General features: G+C 61.1%; 15 protein-coding genes. 4 read left to right on the forward strand and 11 right to left on the reverse strand.

What is annotated here, in order from left to right; translation table 11 throughout:
- Positions 1–128 precede the first annotated feature (128 nt).
- Positions 129–1118 carry a DUF1616 domain-containing protein gene (locus tag BW940_RS04210; protein WP_076607939.1) on the reverse strand — a complete coding sequence of 330 codons (990 nt, stop codon included), beginning with the start codon at positions 1116–1118 and terminating at the stop codon, positions 129–131.
- A gap of 389 nt (positions 1119–1507) precedes the next feature.
- Here BW940_RS04210 and BW940_RS04215 point away from each other — a divergent pair, with 389 nt between their 5' ends.
- A complete protein-coding gene (locus BW940_RS04215; RefSeq protein ID WP_076607940.1) occupies positions 1508–2092 on the forward strand; it encodes a DUF7344 domain-containing protein in 585 nt (194 codons plus the stop codon).
- Between the two features lie 16 nt (positions 2093–2108).
- Here BW940_RS04215 and BW940_RS04220 read toward each other — a convergent pair whose 3' ends face one another.
- Both BW940_RS04220 and BW940_RS04225 read right to left on the reverse strand, forming a co-directional pair.
- Positions 2109–2651, reverse strand: coding sequence for a hypothetical protein (locus BW940_RS04220; protein WP_076607941.1), 543 nt, complete (start codon positions 2649–2651; stop codon positions 2109–2111).
- A 276-nt stretch (positions 2652–2927) separates the two neighbouring features.
- A complete protein-coding gene (locus BW940_RS04225; protein WP_076607942.1) occupies positions 2928–4592 on the reverse strand; it encodes an asparagine synthase-related protein in 1665 nt (554 codons plus the stop codon).
- Between the two features lie 217 nt (positions 4593–4809).
- On the opposite strand from BW940_RS04225, the gene BW940_RS04230 reads away from it, so the two are divergent.
- A complete protein-coding gene (locus tag BW940_RS04230; RefSeq protein ID WP_076607943.1) occupies positions 4810–6141 on the forward strand; it encodes a polysaccharide deacetylase family protein in 1332 nt (443 codons plus the stop codon).
- A gap of 60 nt (positions 6142–6201) precedes the next feature.
- Here BW940_RS04230 and BW940_RS04235 read toward each other — a convergent pair whose 3' ends face one another.
- The gene (locus tag BW940_RS04235; protein ID WP_076607944.1) at positions 6202–7335 is read right to left on the reverse strand and encodes a sugar-transfer associated ATP-grasp domain-containing protein; all 1134 of its coding nucleotides are present in this window, start codon (positions 7333–7335) and stop codon (positions 6202–6204) included.
- 133 nt (positions 7336–7468) lie between these two features.
- Positions 7469–8464, reverse strand: coding sequence for a glycosyltransferase family 2 protein (locus tag BW940_RS04240; RefSeq protein ID WP_076607945.1), 996 nt, complete (start codon positions 8462–8464; stop codon positions 7469–7471).
- A 181-nt stretch (positions 8465–8645) separates the two neighbouring features.
- On the opposite strand from BW940_RS04240, the gene BW940_RS04245 reads away from it, so the two are divergent.
- Both BW940_RS04245 and BW940_RS04250 read left to right on the forward strand, forming a co-directional pair.
- On the forward strand, positions 8646–8846 hold the full coding sequence (locus BW940_RS04245; protein WP_076607946.1) for a hypothetical protein: 201 nt from the start codon (positions 8646–8648) through the stop codon (positions 8844–8846).
- Positions 8846–9895: a glycosyltransferase family 2 protein gene (locus tag BW940_RS04250; protein WP_076607947.1), complete on the forward strand. Its 1050-nt coding sequence runs from the start codon at positions 8846–8848 to the stop codon at positions 9893–9895. The genes BW940_RS04245 and BW940_RS04250 overlap by 1 nt, the downstream gene beginning before the upstream one ends.
- Positions 9896–9973: 78 nt before the next feature.
- Here the strand turns inward: BW940_RS04250 and BW940_RS04255 are convergent, their stop codons facing one another.
- From BW940_RS04255 to BW940_RS04280, 6 genes are all read right to left on the reverse strand, one after another.
- Positions 9974–11599: a flippase gene (locus BW940_RS04255; RefSeq protein WP_076607948.1), complete on the reverse strand. Its 1626-nt coding sequence runs from the start codon at positions 11597–11599 to the stop codon at positions 9974–9976.
- 266 nt (positions 11600–11865) lie between these two features.
- Complete coding sequence (locus tag BW940_RS04260) at positions 11866–13512, reverse strand: twin-arginine translocation signal domain-containing protein (protein WP_394329395.1); 1647 nt, start codon at positions 13510–13512, stop codon at positions 11866–11868.
- Between the two features lie 248 nt (positions 13513–13760).
- On the reverse strand, positions 13761–14423 hold the full coding sequence (locus BW940_RS04265; protein WP_076607949.1) for a helix-turn-helix domain-containing protein: 663 nt from the start codon (positions 14421–14423) through the stop codon (positions 13761–13763).
- A gap of 98 nt (positions 14424–14521) precedes the next feature.
- On the reverse strand, positions 14522–16207 hold the full coding sequence (locus tag BW940_RS04270) for an alkaline phosphatase family protein (RefSeq protein WP_076607950.1): 1686 nt from the start codon (positions 16205–16207) through the stop codon (positions 14522–14524).
- Between the two features lie 234 nt (positions 16208–16441).
- Positions 16442–17767 carry a phosphoglucosamine mutase gene (glmM, locus tag BW940_RS04275; protein ID WP_076607951.1) on the reverse strand — a complete coding sequence of 442 codons (1326 nt, stop codon included), beginning with the start codon at positions 17765–17767 and terminating at the stop codon, positions 16442–16444.
- 168 nt (positions 17768–17935) lie between these two features.
- Positions 17936–19237: an aryl-sulfate sulfotransferase gene (locus tag BW940_RS04280; protein WP_076607952.1), complete on the reverse strand. Its 1302-nt coding sequence runs from the start codon at positions 19235–19237 to the stop codon at positions 17936–17938.
- Positions 19238–19393 lie beyond the last annotated feature (156 nt).

Here is a 19393-nt window from a genome sequence, read left to right on the forward strand (position 1 = left end):
CCGCCCTTCGACGACGCCTCTGCCCTTCGTTGAAAAACGACGACCGCCTCCGAGAATTCCTCTGAATATACGAGCCTATCGACACCAAATCGCCAAAAAAGAGCCTCGTCTGCGACCGTCGGTGAGCGCTACTCGACTTCGATCGGGAGGTGAACCGTCCGGTATGCGTTCTCGGGTGTGGGTTCTGACGACGGCTCGCCGTCGTAGAGCAACAGCGTGAGCCGGAACTCCTCGCCGGCCATCGACGGCGTGACCTCGAGCGTCTGCTGGTGTGTGTCGCCGTCAGCGACGGTCGCTGACGCTCTGTCTACCTCTTCGGCCTCGCGGACGGTCACCTCGTCAGCATCGTAGCTCACCCGCTCGAGCAGTACGACGGTCGTGTAGGTGCGTTCCTCGTGTTCCTGATTGGTGATCGTGGCCTGCAACTCCTGGGGCTCCCCGGCGGTGTACGTCGACTCGTACATGGTCTCAGTCTCGCCGGTAACGGTCTCCGTTGCCACCGAAAACTCGGTGAACCCGTCATGTTGTGGTGGGTTGGCGATCGCAAAGCCACCGCTTGCGACCAACAGAACCAGTCCGATCACGATCGCGACGTTATACGGTCGGGTGGTCGTTCGCTCGTACGCAGTGGGCCGTCGCTGGGTAAAAAACAGTGTGTCCGCGGAGAGCGACGGAACGAACCGTTGGTCCGGCGGACACCGATAGCGAGCGCCGATCGCAGACAGTCCGAGGCCGACAGTGAGTACGGCGACTCCGGAGAGTGCTGTTTCGAGGGTCAAACCCCCAGGGGTTACGGACGTAAGAAGGGTGATCGTCGAGACGAGTGCAACACTAACGACGACTGAGAGGACTAGCCGTTCGATCGCCTCGAGTCCGCCGGAGACCAGCAGTGGGTTTCCGAGTCCGGTTTTCTCTTCGTCGAACGGCTGGGTGTCGTCGTTTGGCTTATCCGGAAACATGGCCGAGACGAGCGCATACCCGGGAAGAAAGACAACGAGCGGAATCGTCAGCAGGATCCGTGCAGTGCCACCAACACCGGAGAAAACGCCGAATGTAAGGGCCCCAGTGATCACGATGACGGCTGTGAGATCGGAAAACCACCAGTGAGTGTCGCTCATTGCGTCGACAATCGGGGTGGTGATGGTTTATTATCACCCAGGTAAGCCCCAATCGAACGGGTCGGTATGACGACTGTCTGACGGAGATGTATAACAATCTCGACACTGCGTCTACGTAATACCTTGTTGGTGGTTCTGAACGCTTCCATAAACTGAAACAATCACATAAACGAAGTGGTCTCCAAAATATATATTCAAGAATTCCTGACGTAATAAAGGTCTGATGAGTTTCAGAGATTCTGTTTAGAGCGGCTGAGACGCGATATTTTGGCTGTTTTAAAAACACCTGAAGAGTAATATCGTCTTATGAAAACAACGAAACGGTATCTTTCACGAAGATATGGATCCAATCCTTTATTACCCACTTCTGATTATGGAAGACTGGTGCGATGAAATCGACACATATCAGTTCGGAACAACAGGGTGAGGTAGATATGGGCGATGAAACTGACAGTCCTGCCGATGAGCCTGCGTTCTCGAAAGACGAAATCTTCCATCTCCTACAGAACGAACGTCGCCGGATGGTCCTCAGATACCTTCGCGGCACGGAAGGCCCCGTTCGCATGCGCGATATCGCAGAACAGGTGGCCGCTTGGGAACACGATACCACCGTCCAAGAACTCACCTCGACACAGCGCCAGCGGGTCTACATCCCTCTCTACCAGTCCCATCTCTCGAAGCTCGATACGGCAGGGATCATCGATTATCAGCAAAATCGCGGGATCGTCGTTCGAAAACCGCTTGCCGATCAGATCGATCAGTATCTCCAGATCGACCCATCGGCTGAACCGACGACCGAGCCCTCCGATTCGAACTGGGATGACTACTACATCAGTGCGACAGTCCTCTGTTATATCCTCCTGATCGGTGCAGTGATCGAACTGCCGTTCCTCTCGCTTCTCTCCGGAATCGCACTGAGCGCATCGATCCTGCTGCTCTTTACGGTGTTGACAATCAGTCGCCTGATTAACTGACAGTGACTGCGACGTGTTACAGATATCCCGGAACGGACAACACTGGAACAGTGGTCGTGATGGAACCAACTGCCACCGCAAGCACCGCTGAAACGGCAATCAGTGCGACAAGCGCAAACAGAATTTTGAGGAGTGATGTCTGCGCAGGTGACGAAGAATGTCGAGACTCCGTGGTTGCAGCGGCAGTCTGATACTCGACCGTTCCTTGCTTCGTATCGAACTCGATATATCCCGCCGTCTCGAGTTCCGGGAGTCGGTCCTGATGGAGTGTCTCGTGGACGGTTGCCCAGGTTTCGATCGGTGGCCGTGCAGGCCGTATCAACTGGTCAGCGACCTCGTCGACAGTCGTCGGTGTCTTCATGTCGTCGAGGACGTCTAACAGTGCCATATCCGATTCGGGAACGAACGCCGCGGCACGCTCCGTCTTTTCGTTGGCCGCCGAAAGATCACCCGGTGGAGAGTGATAGATCGTGACCGCCGAGGAAGCCACCGAATCCTCGGATCGCTCTTCAGAAGAATCGTCCGATGAAGAGCGAAACCAAGACGGTGTCAGACGCATATTCCACGGTAAAACCCATTGGTATATAAGTATTCTCACGATTCCGCAATCACGAACAATATACCGCCTTGTTAGCGTGTTTGCACCAGTCGATTGCACGATAAGGATCCAATAATCGAGGGGAAAACGCCCATCATTTGACAGCTATACTGATGGTCTTCGACTGTGTTATTTGCCGAGATCGACACTGGATCCGCTCGTGGAAGTGCTCGTATGGTGACCGCCGAACCGATGAGTGCCGATCGCGCCGCCGTTCGATCGGGTGTGCGGTGAATTTCAGTGGCTACTATCGAGTTGTGGACCTGACCAGCACTCGAGCCAGCCCCGAAGATCGGTGAATCGCAGCTTATGTCTGGCCGGCAACGGGTGGACCTGCTCGACGTCGGACAGGAGCCGTCGATCGAGGTCGTGTCGATCGAACAGGACCTCACGGTTCGGCCACGGGGATTGAAACGACTGGAGAAACGGCGTCTTCCGACGAACAAAACCCTCGATCTCGTTGCGGAGCGTGCTACTGTGGGGGCGATCGGGCGGTCGATGTCGTAAAATGTCCCCGTCGAGCTGTTGGCACGCCTCGAGAAAGGTGTCGGTCGTTCGGTGGGCTGGCGGCGTCTGGAGGTGCCAGTCGATCAGTTCGCGATCCGTCGCGAGAAACGACGTCAGGAAGTGATCCGACAGGTGATTGTGGAACGGAATCGACGGCTGGTTGGCGATCCCAACGCAGGTGAGGGTGTTCTGTACCGTGTCCGCACGCGAGCGTTTCGAGCGGAACTCGTCGGCGATCGCCTTCCGGACGAACCGCTCCGGATCGGTGTCGAACGACGTTCGCTCGGCGAGTTCGAGACTGGCCTCACGATCGTAGCCGAACTTCTCGAGTAACACGTCGACGGGGTTCGGATCGGGATCGAGCCGGCCGAGTGGGATCCGTTTGTCGAGGACGTCGATCGTGTCCTGTGCGGTAAAGTGGCCGCGGAAGAACGTATCACAGAGCAGGCCGTGATACATCGTGTCGACCTCCAGTGCGTCGGTGTAGCCGGCGTGGTGGATGTGGAGCGATTCTTTGATTCCCTGTGAGTAGCGGATCTTCGACTCGTCGGGGCGGAGATACCGCTCGTCCGGCGTAAACGCCGTGTGACTCGAGCCGTACTGGGCAGCGAGCCGTTTTGCGCCGTGTACCTCCTGTGCGTCCGGCGACCCTACGGTGTAGCTGTGGTCGATGTCGGACACCTGTGAGAGGATGATCCGCGAGTCGTACCCGGCCGAGAGGAGCACGCCTTTGGGTCCGGGCAGCGCGGATCGCCGTTGGAACGCACGGTCGAGTCGATCGGCGAGTTCACTTGCGTAATCGAACTCTTGGGGCTGGTAGACGAACCGATCGAGGCACTCGATCGATGTCGCTTCCAGCCGGCTGTCGACCGGAAGGCGATGGAGGTCCGAGATGGCGGTTTTGTCGCCGAGTATGACGCCCAGATGCAGGAACTCGAGGACACCGTCTCGGTCGATCGTCGGCTCCGTGATCGGTCGCCCGACTTCGGCGGCATCCGTTCCGAAGACACGAACCCCGGGTTCGTCGGTGTAGAAACACTCTCGAGACCGGACCGGGTCCGTGGCAACGAACGCGCCATCACTCGCCGCAGTGTCGAGGACGGCGAGATACGATCCGTTGAGTGCCGACAGCGCGTCGCGTCCGTTCGTCTCGTACTGCTCGAGGAGCCAGCGTGCGGCGTTTGGCTCGTCGTCGGGGACGTACACTTCGCCCCAGATAACGCAGTATCCGTCGTCACTGGTGTATCGGGCGCTCCAGCCCGGCGTTCCGAGATCAGAATCCCGGATCCCGACCGTGACGGTCGGCCCGTCGAGGATTTCGTCGAACTCGTCACTGGATCTAAACCGGTCAAACGTCTCGATACCGCCGAATACCCCGAAGAGTTCCCTGTTCATCGTCGAAGATCACCGTCCACGATCGAGAAGCGGGCTGTCGGTTTCGACTCGCCAGCTCATTCGCGTACGCACAACTGGTTCACCCTCCGGTGGAGTCGCCATTAACTATGCCATTGTTAAGCACCGGAGCAGCCGTTACACACCGGTCTGAGCGATCGGTGGCACTGACTATCGAATCCATAATAATGGTCGTGCTGTCGAGAGTATCGACCGACCAATGTCACAGAACCGAACGACGCGCCGGCGGGTTCTCGCACTCGCGGGTGCGGCCGGGCTCTCCGGACTGGCAGGCTGTGCTGATCGTCTCGAGTCGGTAACCGACCGTGTGAGTAGCGATTCCTCGGACGAGTCAGCGGCCGATTCGGATGGCTCATCTGCTGCGGCGCTCGCTGACGGTGTTCCCCCGCTCGAGACGGAATACAACAGCAGAGAGCGGTACCGACAGCCTGGTGACTCCTTCGACGACTTCAGCGATCTCGAGGGCTGGGAGGTCGTCCGGGGTTCGGGCGAGGCGGACACGGACGTCGTCTTCGATGGCGACCAGAGCTTCAAACTGGAGTCAAACGGCAGCGAGAACATCATCGCAGAGCGGAGTCTCGAAGGAGAAGACCTGACCGAGATGGACCTCTCGTTTGCCATTCGGACAACGACGCCCCAGAGTATCGCGATCAACCTGCGTCTCATCGACCGGTTCGGGAGCGACAAAATATACTCGCTCCGTGAGATCACGTACCGGAGCCCAGATATCGGCTGGTTCCGCTCGAGTCCGGGGGTCTTCCAGCAAACCCAGATCGAGCCCACAATGAATCAACTTGAGACGCTCCAGATACAGGTCCTCCATTCCATGCCGGAAGCGGAGGTCTGGATCGACGACCTGCGGACACACGAGACGCCCGATCAGGGGTACGTCATGCTGTCCTGGGACGACGGCGAGAGCGACTACTACGAGGTTGCCTCACCGCTGCACGATGAGTACGGCTTTCGAACGGTTCAGGCACCAGTTCCTCGATGGACACAACAGGGCCGTGACGGCCATATGACGATCTCAGAACTGCAGGAACGGCAGGACGAAGGCGATCAGATCGTCGTCCACGGGACCCACACGCGGATTCACGAGGAGGACGAGGATCAGATCGAGACGCGACTCAGATCGGACAAACAGTGGTATCTCGACAACGAGTTCGAAGGTGCCGATTACATCGTCTACCCACACAACAGCTACGACAAGACGAGTCTCGAACACAAGACAGACTACCACTACTGCGGTGGGTTCAACCAGGCCGGGAACGTCAACACGACGAACGTCTACGGGTTTGACCCGCTTGCGCTGCCACGGACGATCGGCTGGGACCTCGATATCTCGAAGCGATGTGTCGATCTCGCTGCCGAACACAACCAGTGTACGATCTTGAACTTCCATACGTTCGAGGCCGATAATACGATGCCCGAGGACGACTACGAGGCGCTTCTCGAGCACATCGACAACGCCGACGTCGAAGTCATTACGTTCGACGACCTCTGGGAACTGCGGACTGCCCAGCACTACTAGTCGTTTTGCCGCCCGTTGTCGACTGCGATCCTCACTCACCGACCGACTGCTCTTTTCCGGCTAGCAGACGCCCGTCCGTTCGTAGAATCGTCGAACGCGGTCGTCAGCCAACAGCGGTCCGTGGACCTGAATCGATTTGAGACCGGGATAGCTGTTCGCTTCGATGACGCGAAACGCCCCATCGCTGCCGGTCACGATGACGTCCCAGCCGATGTACGGGACGAACGAGCAGGTATCCGCTATCTCGAGGATCTGCTCTCGTATCTGGTCCCAGCCGGGGACAGACACCCCTTCGACCGGCGTACCGGTGTCGGGATGGGTCGTGTGCCACTCGACGCCGTCGCCGTCGGGTGGCTGGGCACCGGCGCCGAGCTCACCTGTCTCGAGGTCGATTTCCGCCGAGAGCCCGCCCTGTGTGAAGTTATCCAGCGGGGCGGAGTCCGCCGTCCCGATCCGTTGGATCGCCGTAGCAATGAACGCCTCGTTGGCGACCTCGTCGTACATCGTGATGATGCGAAGGGTGTTCGGTGTCTCCGGATAGAGATCGGCCGCGAACGAGCCCTGGTCGACGAACTCACAGACGAGATACTCGTCGAGGCCCGCAACCAGCGACCGAAACGCGGCCTCGGTGTAGTGGTCATCGTTGACCTGATAGCCGTCATCGATCCGGTGACAGAGATAGACGTTGTTCCCGCCGCCGCCGTGGACCCACTTGAGCACCAGACGGTCCTCATCCTCGAGCCGTTCGACGACTCGCTGGGCGGCGTTATATGCGTCCGTGGCCGTTTCGCGGTCTCCGTCGGCCGACGCTGAAACAGCCGGTCCACCGTCAGGTAGTTCACGACACACCGCACTCGAGTCGACGGCGTGAAACGTCCCGTCGCGGATCATGCCGTAGACACCCATCCGTCGGTCGGCAAACGGCTGTAGCACCCGGTGAAAGAGGAGTTTGTTCGACAGGGCAACCGACCACGTGCCGTTGATCCGTTTCGTCCGCACGTATCGCTGGTAATCGCTCAGATATTCCTCGGAAGTCGCTTCCTCAAGCTCGTAGACGGCGTCGGACTGGCTGACAAAGCCGCGACGCCAGAGCCAGAGTCGGCGACGGAGCGATGGCGTCGATGGTGATTCGTATTCGGCTGTGGCAAGTCCCTGCAGTCCTCTGGCCGTGTGATAGAGCGATCGAATACTCACGGCTATCGATGCCAGCGTGAGTGTCTTAGTTACCGATCAGTCAAGACTGTTTCAAACTATGTAGCGAGGCGGATTCCCCGCGCCACCGTGCGCGGGGCAGTTGACACAGGAACAACACGAGAGCCGCTCCCGACTACGAACTCGTCGTGAGCACGCGCTGTGAAAGCACGGTCCAGGCCAGAACGGTTGCGACGAGCACAACCACGACTGTTGTGGCGATCGGAAGCGGCCGCCGTCGAACGCCGGACGCGACGGCCCAGCAGACGCCGGGGACGTGGCGCGCCGAGATCGACGCCGCGCGGGCGTGCCAGAGACCACGCAGCAGTCGACCGTCGGCGAAGTAGCGTTTCGCGAGGATGAGGTCGTGTGTCGATCTGATTTCGTAGCCCGCGGCTTCGAAGTCGTCGACTTCGTCTTCGTACGCGGACAAATACTGCTCGCTTGCGTTTTTGATTACGTCTGCCGGCGGATGGCCGGTCTCCTCCCGGCGAACGAGTTCCTCGTCGACGTAGGCGAGCTTTCCATGCTCGAGCACGCGGAGACAGAACTCGGGATCCTGAAACCGATCGAGCGTCTCGTCGAAGCCGCCAGCCGCTCTGGCGACGCCCGTTTCCACGAGCAGCGTCGAGCCGGCCCCCGGCTGGACGTTATCCGCCAGAATTTCGCCGACCAGTTCCTCGCCGCCTTCTCTCGTGGGCGGTTCGTCACCGCGAGCGAGGACGGCGGCAACAGCCGTCCGAAGCCTGCTGCCCGTCCCCGACAGCTCGAACGCCGAATCACAGTACGCCCCGACCCACTCGCTCGAGCGCTGCTCGAGGCGGGCGAGCTGTCGCTCGAGTTTCTCGGGATGCCACGTATCGTCCGAGTCGAGAAAGGCGACGTACTCCCCGCTTGCGTGTTCGATTCCCGTGTTCCGGGCGACGTTTGCCCCCTGATTGGTCGCGTGGACGACGGGACGAACCCGGGGATCCTCGTAGCTGGCCAGTACGGACCCAGTCTCGTCGGTCGAGCCGTCGTCGACGACGACGACCTCGAGGTCGTCGACCGTCTGCTCGAGTGCGCTGTCGATTGCACGGGGAAGCGTCCGCGCTCTGTTGTACGTCGGAATAACGACGCTGACGCGAGTCATGGTCGAGGGCTATCCAGCCACACCGCATTATTATCGAGTCGATAACCTCGACACAGCGGTCGTGTGACCGGTATTTTCTGCTCGGCGAACGGGCTGGAAACGCTGATAGCGGACGCCGTTGCCCGGCGGCAAACGCCTAATGACTGTATAAGAAAGCGTGACCGAGCCGTCGACGCCGGCAATGACGAGTCGAAACCGACGAGCGGTCGTGATCACCGTCGCCATCGCTGGCACAGTCGCCATGACCGGCTGGCTGTCGCGTGTCCACGAACGGCTGGGGTCGGACGGTGGCCTGACGCCGTCTTACCGGCTGTTCGCCCGGGGAGGCGACGAGCAGACCGTGGACAGCGACATCGAAACGGAAGCGCTGGAGGGTGCCTGATGTACCGGGATGCGACCGTCGGCGTCGTGATACCCGCCTACAACGAGGTGGGGTTCGTCGGCGACGTGATTCGTGAGATGCCGACGACCGTCGACCGACTCTACGTGATCGACGATCGATCGACCGACGAGACCTGGACCGAAATCCTCGAGGCAGCCCGGGCGGACGCAAAAGCGCGATCGGCCCACGACACTGCAGGCGATCCGCTCGTTGCGGACGGCGGGACGTCGACACTCGCGGCTCGAGCGACGATTCACGACCCGATCGGACGGGTCGTCCCGATCCGACACCGCGAGAACCTCGGTGCCGGTGGGGCGATCAAGACCGGCTATCTCGCCGCACTCGCAGACGGCGTAGACGCGACGGTCACTGTCGACGCGGACGGGCAGATGGACCTCTCCCAAATGCCACGGCTGCTCGATCCGATCGTCGAGGGCGAGGCCGACTACGCGAAAGGAAATCGGCTGCTCTCGAGCGAATACCGCGCCGCGATGCCCCGGTTTCGGTTCGTCGGGAACTCGATCCTGACGTTTCTGACGAAGATCGCCTCGGGGTACTGGAAGACGATGGATCCCCAGAACGGTTACACGGCAATCTCTCACGACGCGCTGGCGGCGATCGACCTCGAGGAACTCTACGAGTACTACGGCTACTGCAACGACCTGCTCGTCAAGCTCAATGTGCAGGGCATGCGTGTCGCCGACGTCGCAATGCCGGCCGTCTACGGCGACGAGGAGTCGAGTATCACGTACGCCGATTACATCCCGAAGGTCTCCTCGATGCTGCTCCGGAACTTCCTGTGGCGACTCCGGACGAAGTATCTCGTGCTCGATTTCCACCCGCTTGCGCTGTTTTATTTTGTCGGGGCCGGAGCGGCTGGGGCCGGCGTGCTCGGTGCGGGGTTGACCCTGCTCTCCACGTTGCTCGGTGCCGGCGTGTCGATCGGCCAGACGAGCGTGCTGGTTGCCACTGCCGGAATCACGCTGTTGTTGTTCGCCATGGTGTTCGACATGGCCGAGAGCGAACACCTCGAGTCCCAGGTTCAGTGACGAAGCCGTCCACAGCACGCGGTTGATGAACGAACGGCGCGTTGCTGTGCTCCACAGCGAGCGCGTCACCAGTGCGGATCAGTAAATACTGCCGTCGAGGACGCCAAGCACGAGTCCCGAGACGAGCAAGGAGAGGCCAGCGACGAACAGGACGCGCTGTCCCCAGTTTCGTGTCGCTTTGCCGCCAAACCGTTTCTCGAGCCACCCGTGGATCGACTCCGCCCTTGAGCCAATCGGATCGGGAAACGCCGCGAGGACCTCGAACGGCTCCGTCGGGTCCAGCGCACCGACAAGCAGCGCGAAGGTGAGGAAGATCACGAAACCGATCGGTGGGACGATGGTGAGTGCGAGCCACGGACCCGAAAGTGCCGTCGAGAGGGCGACGATAGGGACGGCTGCGAGAACGGTCGTCAGTATCACGCGCCCGAACCGGGCGTCAGCAAGCGGATCGAAGCCGACGAGTCGCGCGCTCCAGCAGTGGAAGGCGAACATCGTGGCGTAGCCGATGCTCGTCGCGATGGCCGCCCCATGCATCCCGTAGCGTGGGATCAAGACGGCGTTGAGCACGACATTGATCGCGGCCGCAGCGCCGGTCGCCGCGATCGGATAGCGGAGCGTTCCGTTCCCCTGTGACACGGCGAGAATCGGCCGGGCGAGTGCGAACCCAAGTGCGCCGGGGAGCAACAACAGTAGGGGCGTAATCGCCGGTTCGGCCTCGGCACCGAAGTAGATCGGGACGACGACGTCTGCGAGCGAAGCGAGACCGACCGCCATGACGGCCGTCAGCAGAAACGTGTACCGTGTCGTTCGGGATGCGAGTGCCGTGATCTTTCGATGCCGGTTGTTCGACCACAGCTCCGACGTCGAGTGAACGTACACGGTCTGGAGGGCAAGCGGGACAAACCAGAGGAATTCGGCGAGTGTGAGTGCCGCCCGGTAGTTACCCACGTCCGAACTTGCGGCGAACCGCTGGAGCATCACGATGTCGATGTGATAGAGCGACATCAGCAGGAATACGAGAACGATGCTCATCGAGTTGAACGTCAGCAGCTCCGTTCGCGGAAATCGCATCGTCGGCTGACTGAACACACACGACAGCGAGATTCGACGGTGGACGAAAACGAGCCCGACAACGGCGACGATTGCGCTCGCGAACAGGTGGCCGGCAAGGGCACCCATCACCCCGTAGCCGGCGTAGACGAGCGGAATCGCGACCACGACGAACCCGACCTTGTCGAGGACCTTCAGCGGCTCCGAGTATCGCTCGAGGCCAAATCCCATGAGCGTCTTCCGAGCATAATCACGAAACTGCGCCGTGACGACGAGCACGGCCAGCGCGTAGAAGTAGATGGTCAACTCCTCGCCGAACGCGAGGGCAACGAGCCCGAACTGGGCGGCGACGACCAGCAACAACGCCCCAGTGACGGCGAGAATGACTGCCAGCCGGAAATAAAAGCCGACGACGTGTTCGCTCCAGTTCGCCGCGGTGCGGTCCTCGGCGAGGAACTTTCGGACGCCATCGGTGATACCGGAGCTAACGAAGATCATGTAGATGGCAAAGACGGAGAGCAAGAACGCGTACTCGCCGAACGCCGACGCACCGAGAAACCGGTACAACAGCGGCGTCGAAAGGGTCGTAATCGCCAGGACGATGATCTTCGAGCTGACGACCGAGAAGACGCCGCTTGCGATGCTTCTGTTCACAGGTTACCTCCAGACATAGTGGGTCGACAGATCACAACCCCCATCGTCGACGGTCCGATAGGTCGCTGATCGTGTCGATAGACAGCGTTCCAGTCGATCGAGCGACCGAAACCACCCCATGGCTGTACCACGACAGTATCAATATCCGACACACTCACGATAGGCCAACGATGGCCTCGCCGAGGCCTTATTATACGGAGGGTAAACGGCCGACGCCGCGGTCGAGATGGCATCGACCGCCGAGTTCCTGTCGGACGGTGTGCCGCTCAGTAAGTATTCTCCCAGGTCGTCACGTCGTTCGCACCGAGGTTTCGAATGCCGTCAACAAGTTCGTTCTTCTTGAACGTTGGACTCTCGGCGGAGTCGTAGAGACAGACGGCTTCGGTGTTCGTCGTCGACTCGAGGACGGAATCTCTCACGAGCGAATCGGTGCCGAGATCGATGTAGGGATACTGGCTGGCGCGCAGTTCGCTGTTGTAGACGGTTACATCGTCGGCCGTGTTGACGATCGCGTTTCGGTCGACGCCATCGCGGCCGGGCTGGGAGACGTCGATGTGGCTAAAGCGACAGTTGTCTCGTTCACAGCGAATGCCGTCACGGAAGCCGCTGGCAGACCCTGCCTCGCCGGTGATGGTGAGCTCTTCGGTGAGTATCTGCTCGCTTCGGTCACCGCCCCGAATCCATAGCGGGTAGCCACCGGCCGTCTCGTGGGTGATCGCCGTATCGACGATCGTGGTCCCACCACACTCGGGCGAGCAGACGATCCCGTGGTTGACGGCCGAACCGCGGAGTCGGATCCGGGTGTTGTCGATTCGGGCCCCCTCACACGTGTTCATCACCGAAATCGCGTGACTGGTCGGTTTCGGTGCGGTGTTTTCGATGGCAGCCCCGTAGATCTCGATGTTGCGGCCGCTTTCGATCCGAATCCCGCGCTGGGACCGGTCTTCCGGCCGTGTATCGTCAATTTCGACGGTCGGCCAGCGGATCTCGCTTCCCTGTCCACCAACCCGGATGTTTGCCCCGTTGCTGTTCTTGTAGTACCCCCCATGAACGATGATCGTTCCGTCACCACCGGCCGCATAGAGGCCGTTGTTCGGGAACGCACCGAGGGCACACCGTCTGAACTCGAGTGTCCCCTTGTTCTGGTTGGCCTCGATGCCGATGGGGCCGCGCCAGCGGTTGCCGGCGTTCGGGGTGTTGTTGACCCACGCGCCGCCATCCGGCGCTCGGAACCGTTCGACGATCCCCCAGCCGTCAGCGCTCGTGATATTGAACAGTCCGGGACCCCACGTACCACTGTCGTGTTGGCCGCGGATGATGATATCACGAACCTCGAGTCGGTCGGAGACGTACGCTTCGATCGTTCGAATTCCCGTCTCTGGGGCCGTCTGATCGACATCGAAGCCTTCGAACCGAAGCCGTCGACCGGGACGGTACGAGACACCGAGCCGGAACAGTCGATACTGCGGGCCGTCGAACTCGTGATAGGTCGCTGGGACCAGCGTCGCGTTCTCGCCGACCATGCCGAAGTTGTCGAACCCGGTGAATCTGAACTGCTCGTCCATATAATACCGCCCTTCCGGAAACACGAGCAGCGTATTATCGGCTCGGAGGTCGTCGAGGATAGGTGTGATCGATTCGGACCCAGTGTTGTCCGCACCAGCCTCAACGACGTCGACGACGGTTTCGTAGTCGTCGTAGTACTGGCTGAACTGGCCCGAAACACCACTGGCAGTCGACGTCAATCCGAGCGTCGCAGCACCGACAGCCGTCACCCCCTGTAAAAACGTTCGCCGTGAGCTATGTCTACTGGTCTGGTCCTCGAGCGTCGATCGATCAGCAGTGTCTCGAGGTGACCGACAACGAGGCGCCTCCCGTCGCTCCGCATGCTCCATCCCACTTCGTTCCGACATTGATAGTCATGTTATTATGAGTAATGAGGGGGTCTAGTAACTAGGGATTCGGATAGCAATCTTTTAAGTTAGATCGAAATATTCACGATGGGAATTATTGTTACCTTTCGAATACATGTCTGGGGACACAGTGTGTAATTGGCTCGTTCGGGTCGGGGGTGACGGCGGTTTTGCACGCCGACTGGCGAGCCAACGACATTTCATATCGATTTCATATAGACACGGCCGAATCCCACTGTCGACTCCTCTCATCCGTATTCGGTCGGCGTACGGTCGTTTTCGACCGTCCCGGCGATTAGATCCGAAATAGCGCGACGAAGGCGCTGTGAGACCGCCGAATCCGATATCTCGAGGCGAGCTGCGAGGTCGTCCTGTGTACAGCCCCGCGGAACGTCGAAATAGCCGGCGTAGTACGCCATCATGAGGATTTCGTACTGCTGTTCGGACAGGACGTACGTCCCATCGTCTGACACCGACGAGTCGTACAGTTGGGTTACGTGAAACGAAATCCCACGACTTCGACAACACTTCCGGAACATGGCTAGGGCATCTCGATCCGGGAGATGAACGCGTGTCACCCATCCTCGGTCGTTGCTCGTGATCGTGAACACGAACAGGCCGGATTCGGCGCAGTGCTCGGGGATGATCTCGAGGTCGGTCTCGACCGTGACCCGGTAGATCGCCCGGTTCTCGAACGTCGCGATGCGTGTCGGGTTCGAAATCGTGTGGTCAGTTTCCATCGCCGCCTCGAGTGCTGTATATGTCTCACCGAACGCGGAGAAAAACTGGAGACGCTGACCGTTGGCTGGAGCCGCGTACTCAGATCGGAGCGTGACGGCTGGCTGTTGCTCGATCGTCGGCACCAGCGCCAGATCGTCGTGAGAGAGGTGGACTTCGGCAATAAATCCCATAGAGATGTTCGTCTCGTATCGTCGGCGTCGACTGCCTTATTTATCGGACGCGTATTACACTTGCAGCAGCTGAAACGATCCGTGGACGGGTCGACGGCTCAGTTCAGATAGCCGAGATCCGCCAGCCGGTCCGTAATCTCCTCGTCCGGCACCGCTTGCTCGCGCTCGTCCGTGTCGTCGTATGCCGTATACGACACCGAGTCGATGGAGTCGACGATGGGAACGACGGAGCCGTCCATTCGGTCGCTGGCCGGGACTCCCATCGCGGCCATGATCGTCGGTGCCACGTCGAAGAGATGGACGTGCTCGAGCGACTGGCTCTCGTCGATTCCCGCACCCATCGCCACGAACACGCCATCGAGCTTGTGGTTCCACGGTTCGACCGGTCCGAAGTACTCACCGTCGCCCACCTGCTCGGAGAGGGCGTGTTCGAACCCGGCGGGAATCGTCACGATATCGACAGTGTCGTCGACGTTCTCGCCGTGGAAATACTGCTCACGCGGTGCGACCGTCTCGAAGATCGGCTCTCCGTCGGGCGTTTCAACGGTCTGGAGCGTCCGAATGAGTTCCTCACGCACTTCGTCGTACTCCTCGGGCGGGACGACGCCCTCGGGATCGCGTCCCTCGAGGTTGATCCGGACGCCGAGTTCGGTTCGTGCACGGACGTACGCCGTCGACGCGGCGAAGTCGACCTGCTCGTTCGCCGTTCGAGAGACCCCGCCCGGGGCGTACTTTTTGGCGAGTTCTGCGAGTCCGACCTGCTCGAGGGCAATCCGAAGTCGACGCGCGGTGATTCCGAATCGAGCCGCGACCGCCGCGGCGCGTGCGGCCGTTCCGGGCTCCCAGGTGTCGTACTCCTCGCCTTCGCGGAGCCGTCGCCGCATCGGCGTCCACGACGGCATCCCCTTTCCGCCCGTCGTCGTCTCGAGATAGTCCTCGTCACGGAGGAACTCGTTGAGCCGGAACTCGTAACCGTCGTACGGCCCCATGCCGTGGTCGCTGACGAGGAAGACACGGTCAGGATCGTGTGCCTCGAGGATCGACGCGAGCTGCTCGTCGGTCGCCTCGTAGACACGTTCGACCATCGTTTCGTCGCCGTCGAACTCGTGGAAGACGGTGTCCGTTTTCTGGAACTGGACGAAGCCGAGATCCGGCTCGAACTCGTCGACGAGATACCGAAACGCCGCACCGCGCATCCCGACGAGCCGCTGATACTCCTCGATCTTTTCGGCATCGGAAACTGAGTCGTCGTCGCGTGTGTACCCCGGATAGATGCGGTAGTCACCGATCGCGTCACGGACGTCGTCTAAGATTCCCTCTGGGTGGCAGGTGGGATCTTCGGGACCGAGAAATCCCGGAATGACCGCCCCATCGAACTCGTCGGGCGGATGCGTCACCGGGGCGTTGACGACGACGCTCGAGCGGTCGTGGCGGTCCAACAGCGTCCAGAGCGGGTGTTCGTGGACGTCGTCGTTGCTCGTCACGTGCCAGTCGTAGCCATCGTAGCCGACGAACCCGATCGCGCCGTGCTTTCCAGGATTGGTTCCGGTGTAGAGCGACGGCCAGGCGCTCGGCGTCCACGGTGGGATCTGAGACTCGAGCGGAGCGGTGACGCCCGCCGAACAGAGGCGCTCGATGGTCGGAATCCGATCGTCCTCGAAGAGCCGCTCGAAGACCGGGAGACAGCCCGCGTCGATGCCGATCACTAGCGTCTCCAGGCCGCTCGAGTCGTTCCCGGTAGTCGTCGTCGATGCGTCGTCGTCTCGGTCAGAAGTGCCACTCATCGTTTCATTGGTCTCGTGTTGGTTCTGTCTTCAGTCGACCACACCGGGCCACCCCGGTAGCGACGTCGGCCGATACCGCACAGTGATCTATCCGAAGCCGGGTCGACGACATACTTCATTATCGGTTCGCTAAAACGGCTGTGCGCCCGGAACATCGCGCTCGTGACGGCCATATGATGATATTGGGCCACCGCATCCCGAATTCTCGAGTGGCGGAGTCCGTCCACCGTGGCGTCACGAGTCGGCATCGATCGCGCCCTCGAGAATCGCCACGGCGTCGGCGACGAGTTCCTCGGCGCGTGGCTCGGTTCGGGCCTCGGCTGTGACCCGAACGATCGGCTGGGTCCCACTGGCTCGCACGAGCAGCCACCCGTCGTCGACCGCGATGGAGACGCCGTCGAGCGTCTCGACGTTGTCGTAGCGCTCGCGGATGCGTGGGCACACCCGGTCCATCACAGCGGCTTTCGCCTCGGTCTCGAGTGCCGTTCGCCGGATCGGATACGTCTCGACGTCGGCGACGAGTTCCGAGAGCGGCCCACGGTCGGCGACGAGTTCGACGAGTTTGCACGCCGCGAGCGGACCGTCCGGACACAGCGTCTCGGTCGGCCAGATCCACGCCCCGCTTGGCTCACCGCCGAAGACGACGTCCGGCCGGCTCGCTTCCTCGGCCACGAAGACGTCGCCGACCGGCGTTCGCGTGACCGACGCCCCGCCTTCCGCGAGCGTGTCGTCGACGGTCATGCTCGTCCCGACCGGTGCAGCGACGACGTCACCGTCGCCCGCAGTCTCGCGGGCAAACAGCGCGAACAGCACGTCTTTCGGAACGAACGCGCCAGTCTCGTCGACGGCCATCATCCGATCGGCGTCCCCGTCGTGGGCGATCCCGAGGTCGGCGGCCGTCGATTCGACCATCGACGAGAGGCCAGTGAGCGTCTCTCGCGTCGGCTCGCTCGGCCTGCCCGGAAAGCTGCCGTCCTGTTGGCCGTTCAGCGTGACGACATCACACCCCAACTCAGCCAGTACGCGAGCAGTGATTCCGCCAGTGCCGTTGCCGACGTCGACGACGACGCTCAGTGGGTCGTCGATCGAGACTGCTTCAGCGAGTTCATTTGCGTGTCCTTCGAGTGCGCCATCGAGTGACTCGCGCGATCCCTGTTCGTTCCAGGGCCTGAGATCGTACGCCTCGCGATCGACGCGCGTCACGATGGCCGCCCGCTGATCGGGGCCGAAGGCCTTGCCCGACGCCGACCAGAGTTTGATCCCGTTGTCCGGCGCGGGATTGTGCGAGGCCGTGACGACGACCCCCGCGTCCGCATCCGCCCAGACCACGGCTCTCGCGATCGTCGGTGTCGGCGCGACGCCGACCTCGAGGACGTCCGCCCCACACTCGCGCAAGCCGGCGATCAGTGCCTCGGCGAGGATCGTCCCGCTCTCTCGAGCATCTCGACCGACCACGACGCGCTCGTAGCCCTCGGAGGCGACGGCTCGCCCCACGGCGAGTGCGAGGTCGGCTGTGACGTCGTCTCCAACTGGGCCTCGAATACCGCTCGTTCCGAACATATCTGTGTGCTCGCGGAAACGGGGATTACTATACGGCTGCTAACGGCGTACCTGCGACCTATGCTGTCGCTAAGCCTCTCGGGAGACGGGTTCGTCCATCGTCGACCGTGGCGTTCGTCGTTGTGAGCGTGCGTTCGGACCGACAGGGAAGCACGCACCCGTCTCCGTTCACCGGCCGACGAACCGTCGCCAACCGAAAACGACGCCCTCCGCGGCGAGCCACACCACGCCGAGGACGATACCGACGACGTGCAGTATCTGCGGGAGGTGCATCCACGTCGGGAAGACGTACTGGGCCATCGCCTCCCACTCGCTGAGTATCGATTCGATCGGGCCGCGCTCGGTGTCGACCACTGTCAACTCGTCGCCCGGTGGTGCGTCCGACCGTTCGCTGACGCCGATACGGTCAGCCTCGTACGGCAGCGGGATCACAGTGCCGTCGAGGTCGTCGTACTGCCAGACGATTTCGCCGTCGGGATCGACCTCGAGCACGCGGTTGTTTCGAGAGTCGGTAATGAGCGTGTTCCCGTTCGGCAGTCGGTCGGCGTCCCTGGGCCACTGGAGATTCTCACTCGAGGGGCCGGTGTACTGCCAGATGCGTTCGCCGGACTCGAGATCGTGCTCGACGATGCGATTGTTTCCGCTATCGGCGACGACCATCGTTCGCTGGGATTCGAGTCGGTGGGGATTGTGCTGGCGTTCCAGGATACTGTGGGCGCCCGGCTCGCCGACGACGTCGACGATCTCGTCTGTTTCCGGATCGACCTCGATGACCACGTCGAAGTTCCGGATACTCATCTGGAAGTTCCCGTTCTCGAGGGCGTCGATGTCGTTCATATGCGTCCAGTCGTCGTGTTCGCCGTCTTTCTCGGGCCCGCCGTAGGCCTCGTAAAACGGCGTTCCGGGGGTCAGATGCTCCTCGGCCTGCCACTCCCAAGTTATCTCGCCCTCGCGGTCGACAGTGAACGATCGATCGTTCCCCATGTCGATGATCGCCGTCTCGCCGTCCTCGAGTCGCTCGACGTCGTGGACTTCGTGGTGGCCAATGAACTCGTCGTACCAGTCGTACTCCCAGCCGACCTCGCCCGACTCCTTGTCGAGTTCGACGACGCGGTTGTGGACGCAGTGGTCATCTCGCTCCTCGTACTCGAGGTACTCTTCGGGACAGTCTGCGGCGGGCGTCTTGACGGCCACGGCCGCGAGCACCGTCTCCGGATCGAGCTGTTCGACGGCGAACACACGCGAGTCCGGCACGGACCACTCCCAGGCAACCTCGCCCTCGGGCGTCAACTCGACTACCCGCCCGTCGTCGGTGTACGAGTGGACACCGACGAGCGTATTCCCGGGGTATCGCCCGTCTTCGTTGACGATATCGGCGTCACGATCGACGACAACCGCCTGGATGCCGAGTGACACGATCAGGAGGACAATAACGACGGAGACGACGGTAATGCGTGTTCGCTGAGTCATTCGTTGGGGTGCGTTGCGTTCAGACTGGCGTACTCCGACTCGAGCGGGCCGATCTGTATCCGTCCGTGATAGGCAATCTCATTCGAGGTCTCCACCCCCTACGCGGCGAAATTTCATGAAGCTTGGGAGCGGTCTCGTCTCCGACGCGATTTCACG

Source organism: Natronorubrum thiooxidans (assembly GCF_900156475.1).
Lineage (GTDB): Archaea > Halobacteriota > Halobacteria > Halobacteriales > Natrialbaceae > Natronorubrum > Natronorubrum thiooxidans.

Excerpts from the sequence above, each read along its gene's own strand:
- BW940_RS04210 (WP_076607939.1), bottom strand. The coding sequence starts at position 1,118 with ATGAGCGACACTCACTGGTGGTTTTCCGATCTCACAGCCGTCATCGTG.
- BW940_RS04215 (WP_076607940.1), top strand. The coding sequence starts at position 1,508 with ATGAAATCGACACATATCAGTTCGGAACAACAGGGTGAGGTAGATATG.
- BW940_RS04220 (WP_076607941.1), bottom strand. The coding sequence starts at position 2,651 with ATGCGTCTGACACCGTCTTGGTTTCGCTCTTCATCGGACGATTCTTCT.
- BW940_RS04225 (WP_076607942.1), bottom strand. The coding sequence starts at position 4,592 with ATGAACAGGGAACTCTTCGGGGTATTCGGCGGTATCGAGACGTTTGAC.
- BW940_RS04230 (WP_076607943.1), top strand. The coding sequence starts at position 4,810 with ATGTCACAGAACCGAACGACGCGCCGGCGGGTTCTCGCACTCGCGGGT.
- BW940_RS04240 (WP_076607945.1), bottom strand. The coding sequence starts at position 8,464 with ATGACTCGCGTCAGCGTCGTTATTCCGACGTACAACAGAGCGCGGACG.
- BW940_RS04245 (WP_076607946.1), top strand. The coding sequence starts at position 8,646 with ATGACGAGTCGAAACCGACGAGCGGTCGTGATCACCGTCGCCATCGCT.
- BW940_RS04250 (WP_076607947.1), top strand. The coding sequence starts at position 8,846 with ATGTACCGGGATGCGACCGTCGGCGTCGTGATACCCGCCTACAACGAG.
- BW940_RS04260 (WP_394329395.1), bottom strand. The coding sequence starts at position 13,512 with ATGTCGGAACGAAGTGGGATGGAGCATGCGGAGCGACGGGAGGCGCCT.
- BW940_RS04265 (WP_076607949.1), bottom strand. The coding sequence starts at position 14,423 with ATGGGATTTATTGCCGAAGTCCACCTCTCTCACGACGATCTGGCGCTG.
- BW940_RS04270 (WP_076607950.1), bottom strand. The coding sequence starts at position 16,207 with ATGAGTGGCACTTCTGACCGAGACGACGACGCATCGACGACGACTACC.
- glmM (WP_076607951.1), bottom strand. The coding sequence starts at position 17,767 with ATGTTCGGAACGAGCGGTATTCGAGGCCCAGTTGGAGACGACGTCACA.
- BW940_RS04280 (WP_076607952.1), bottom strand. The coding sequence starts at position 19,237 with ATGACTCAGCGAACACGCATTACCGTCGTCTCCGTCGTTATTGTCCTC.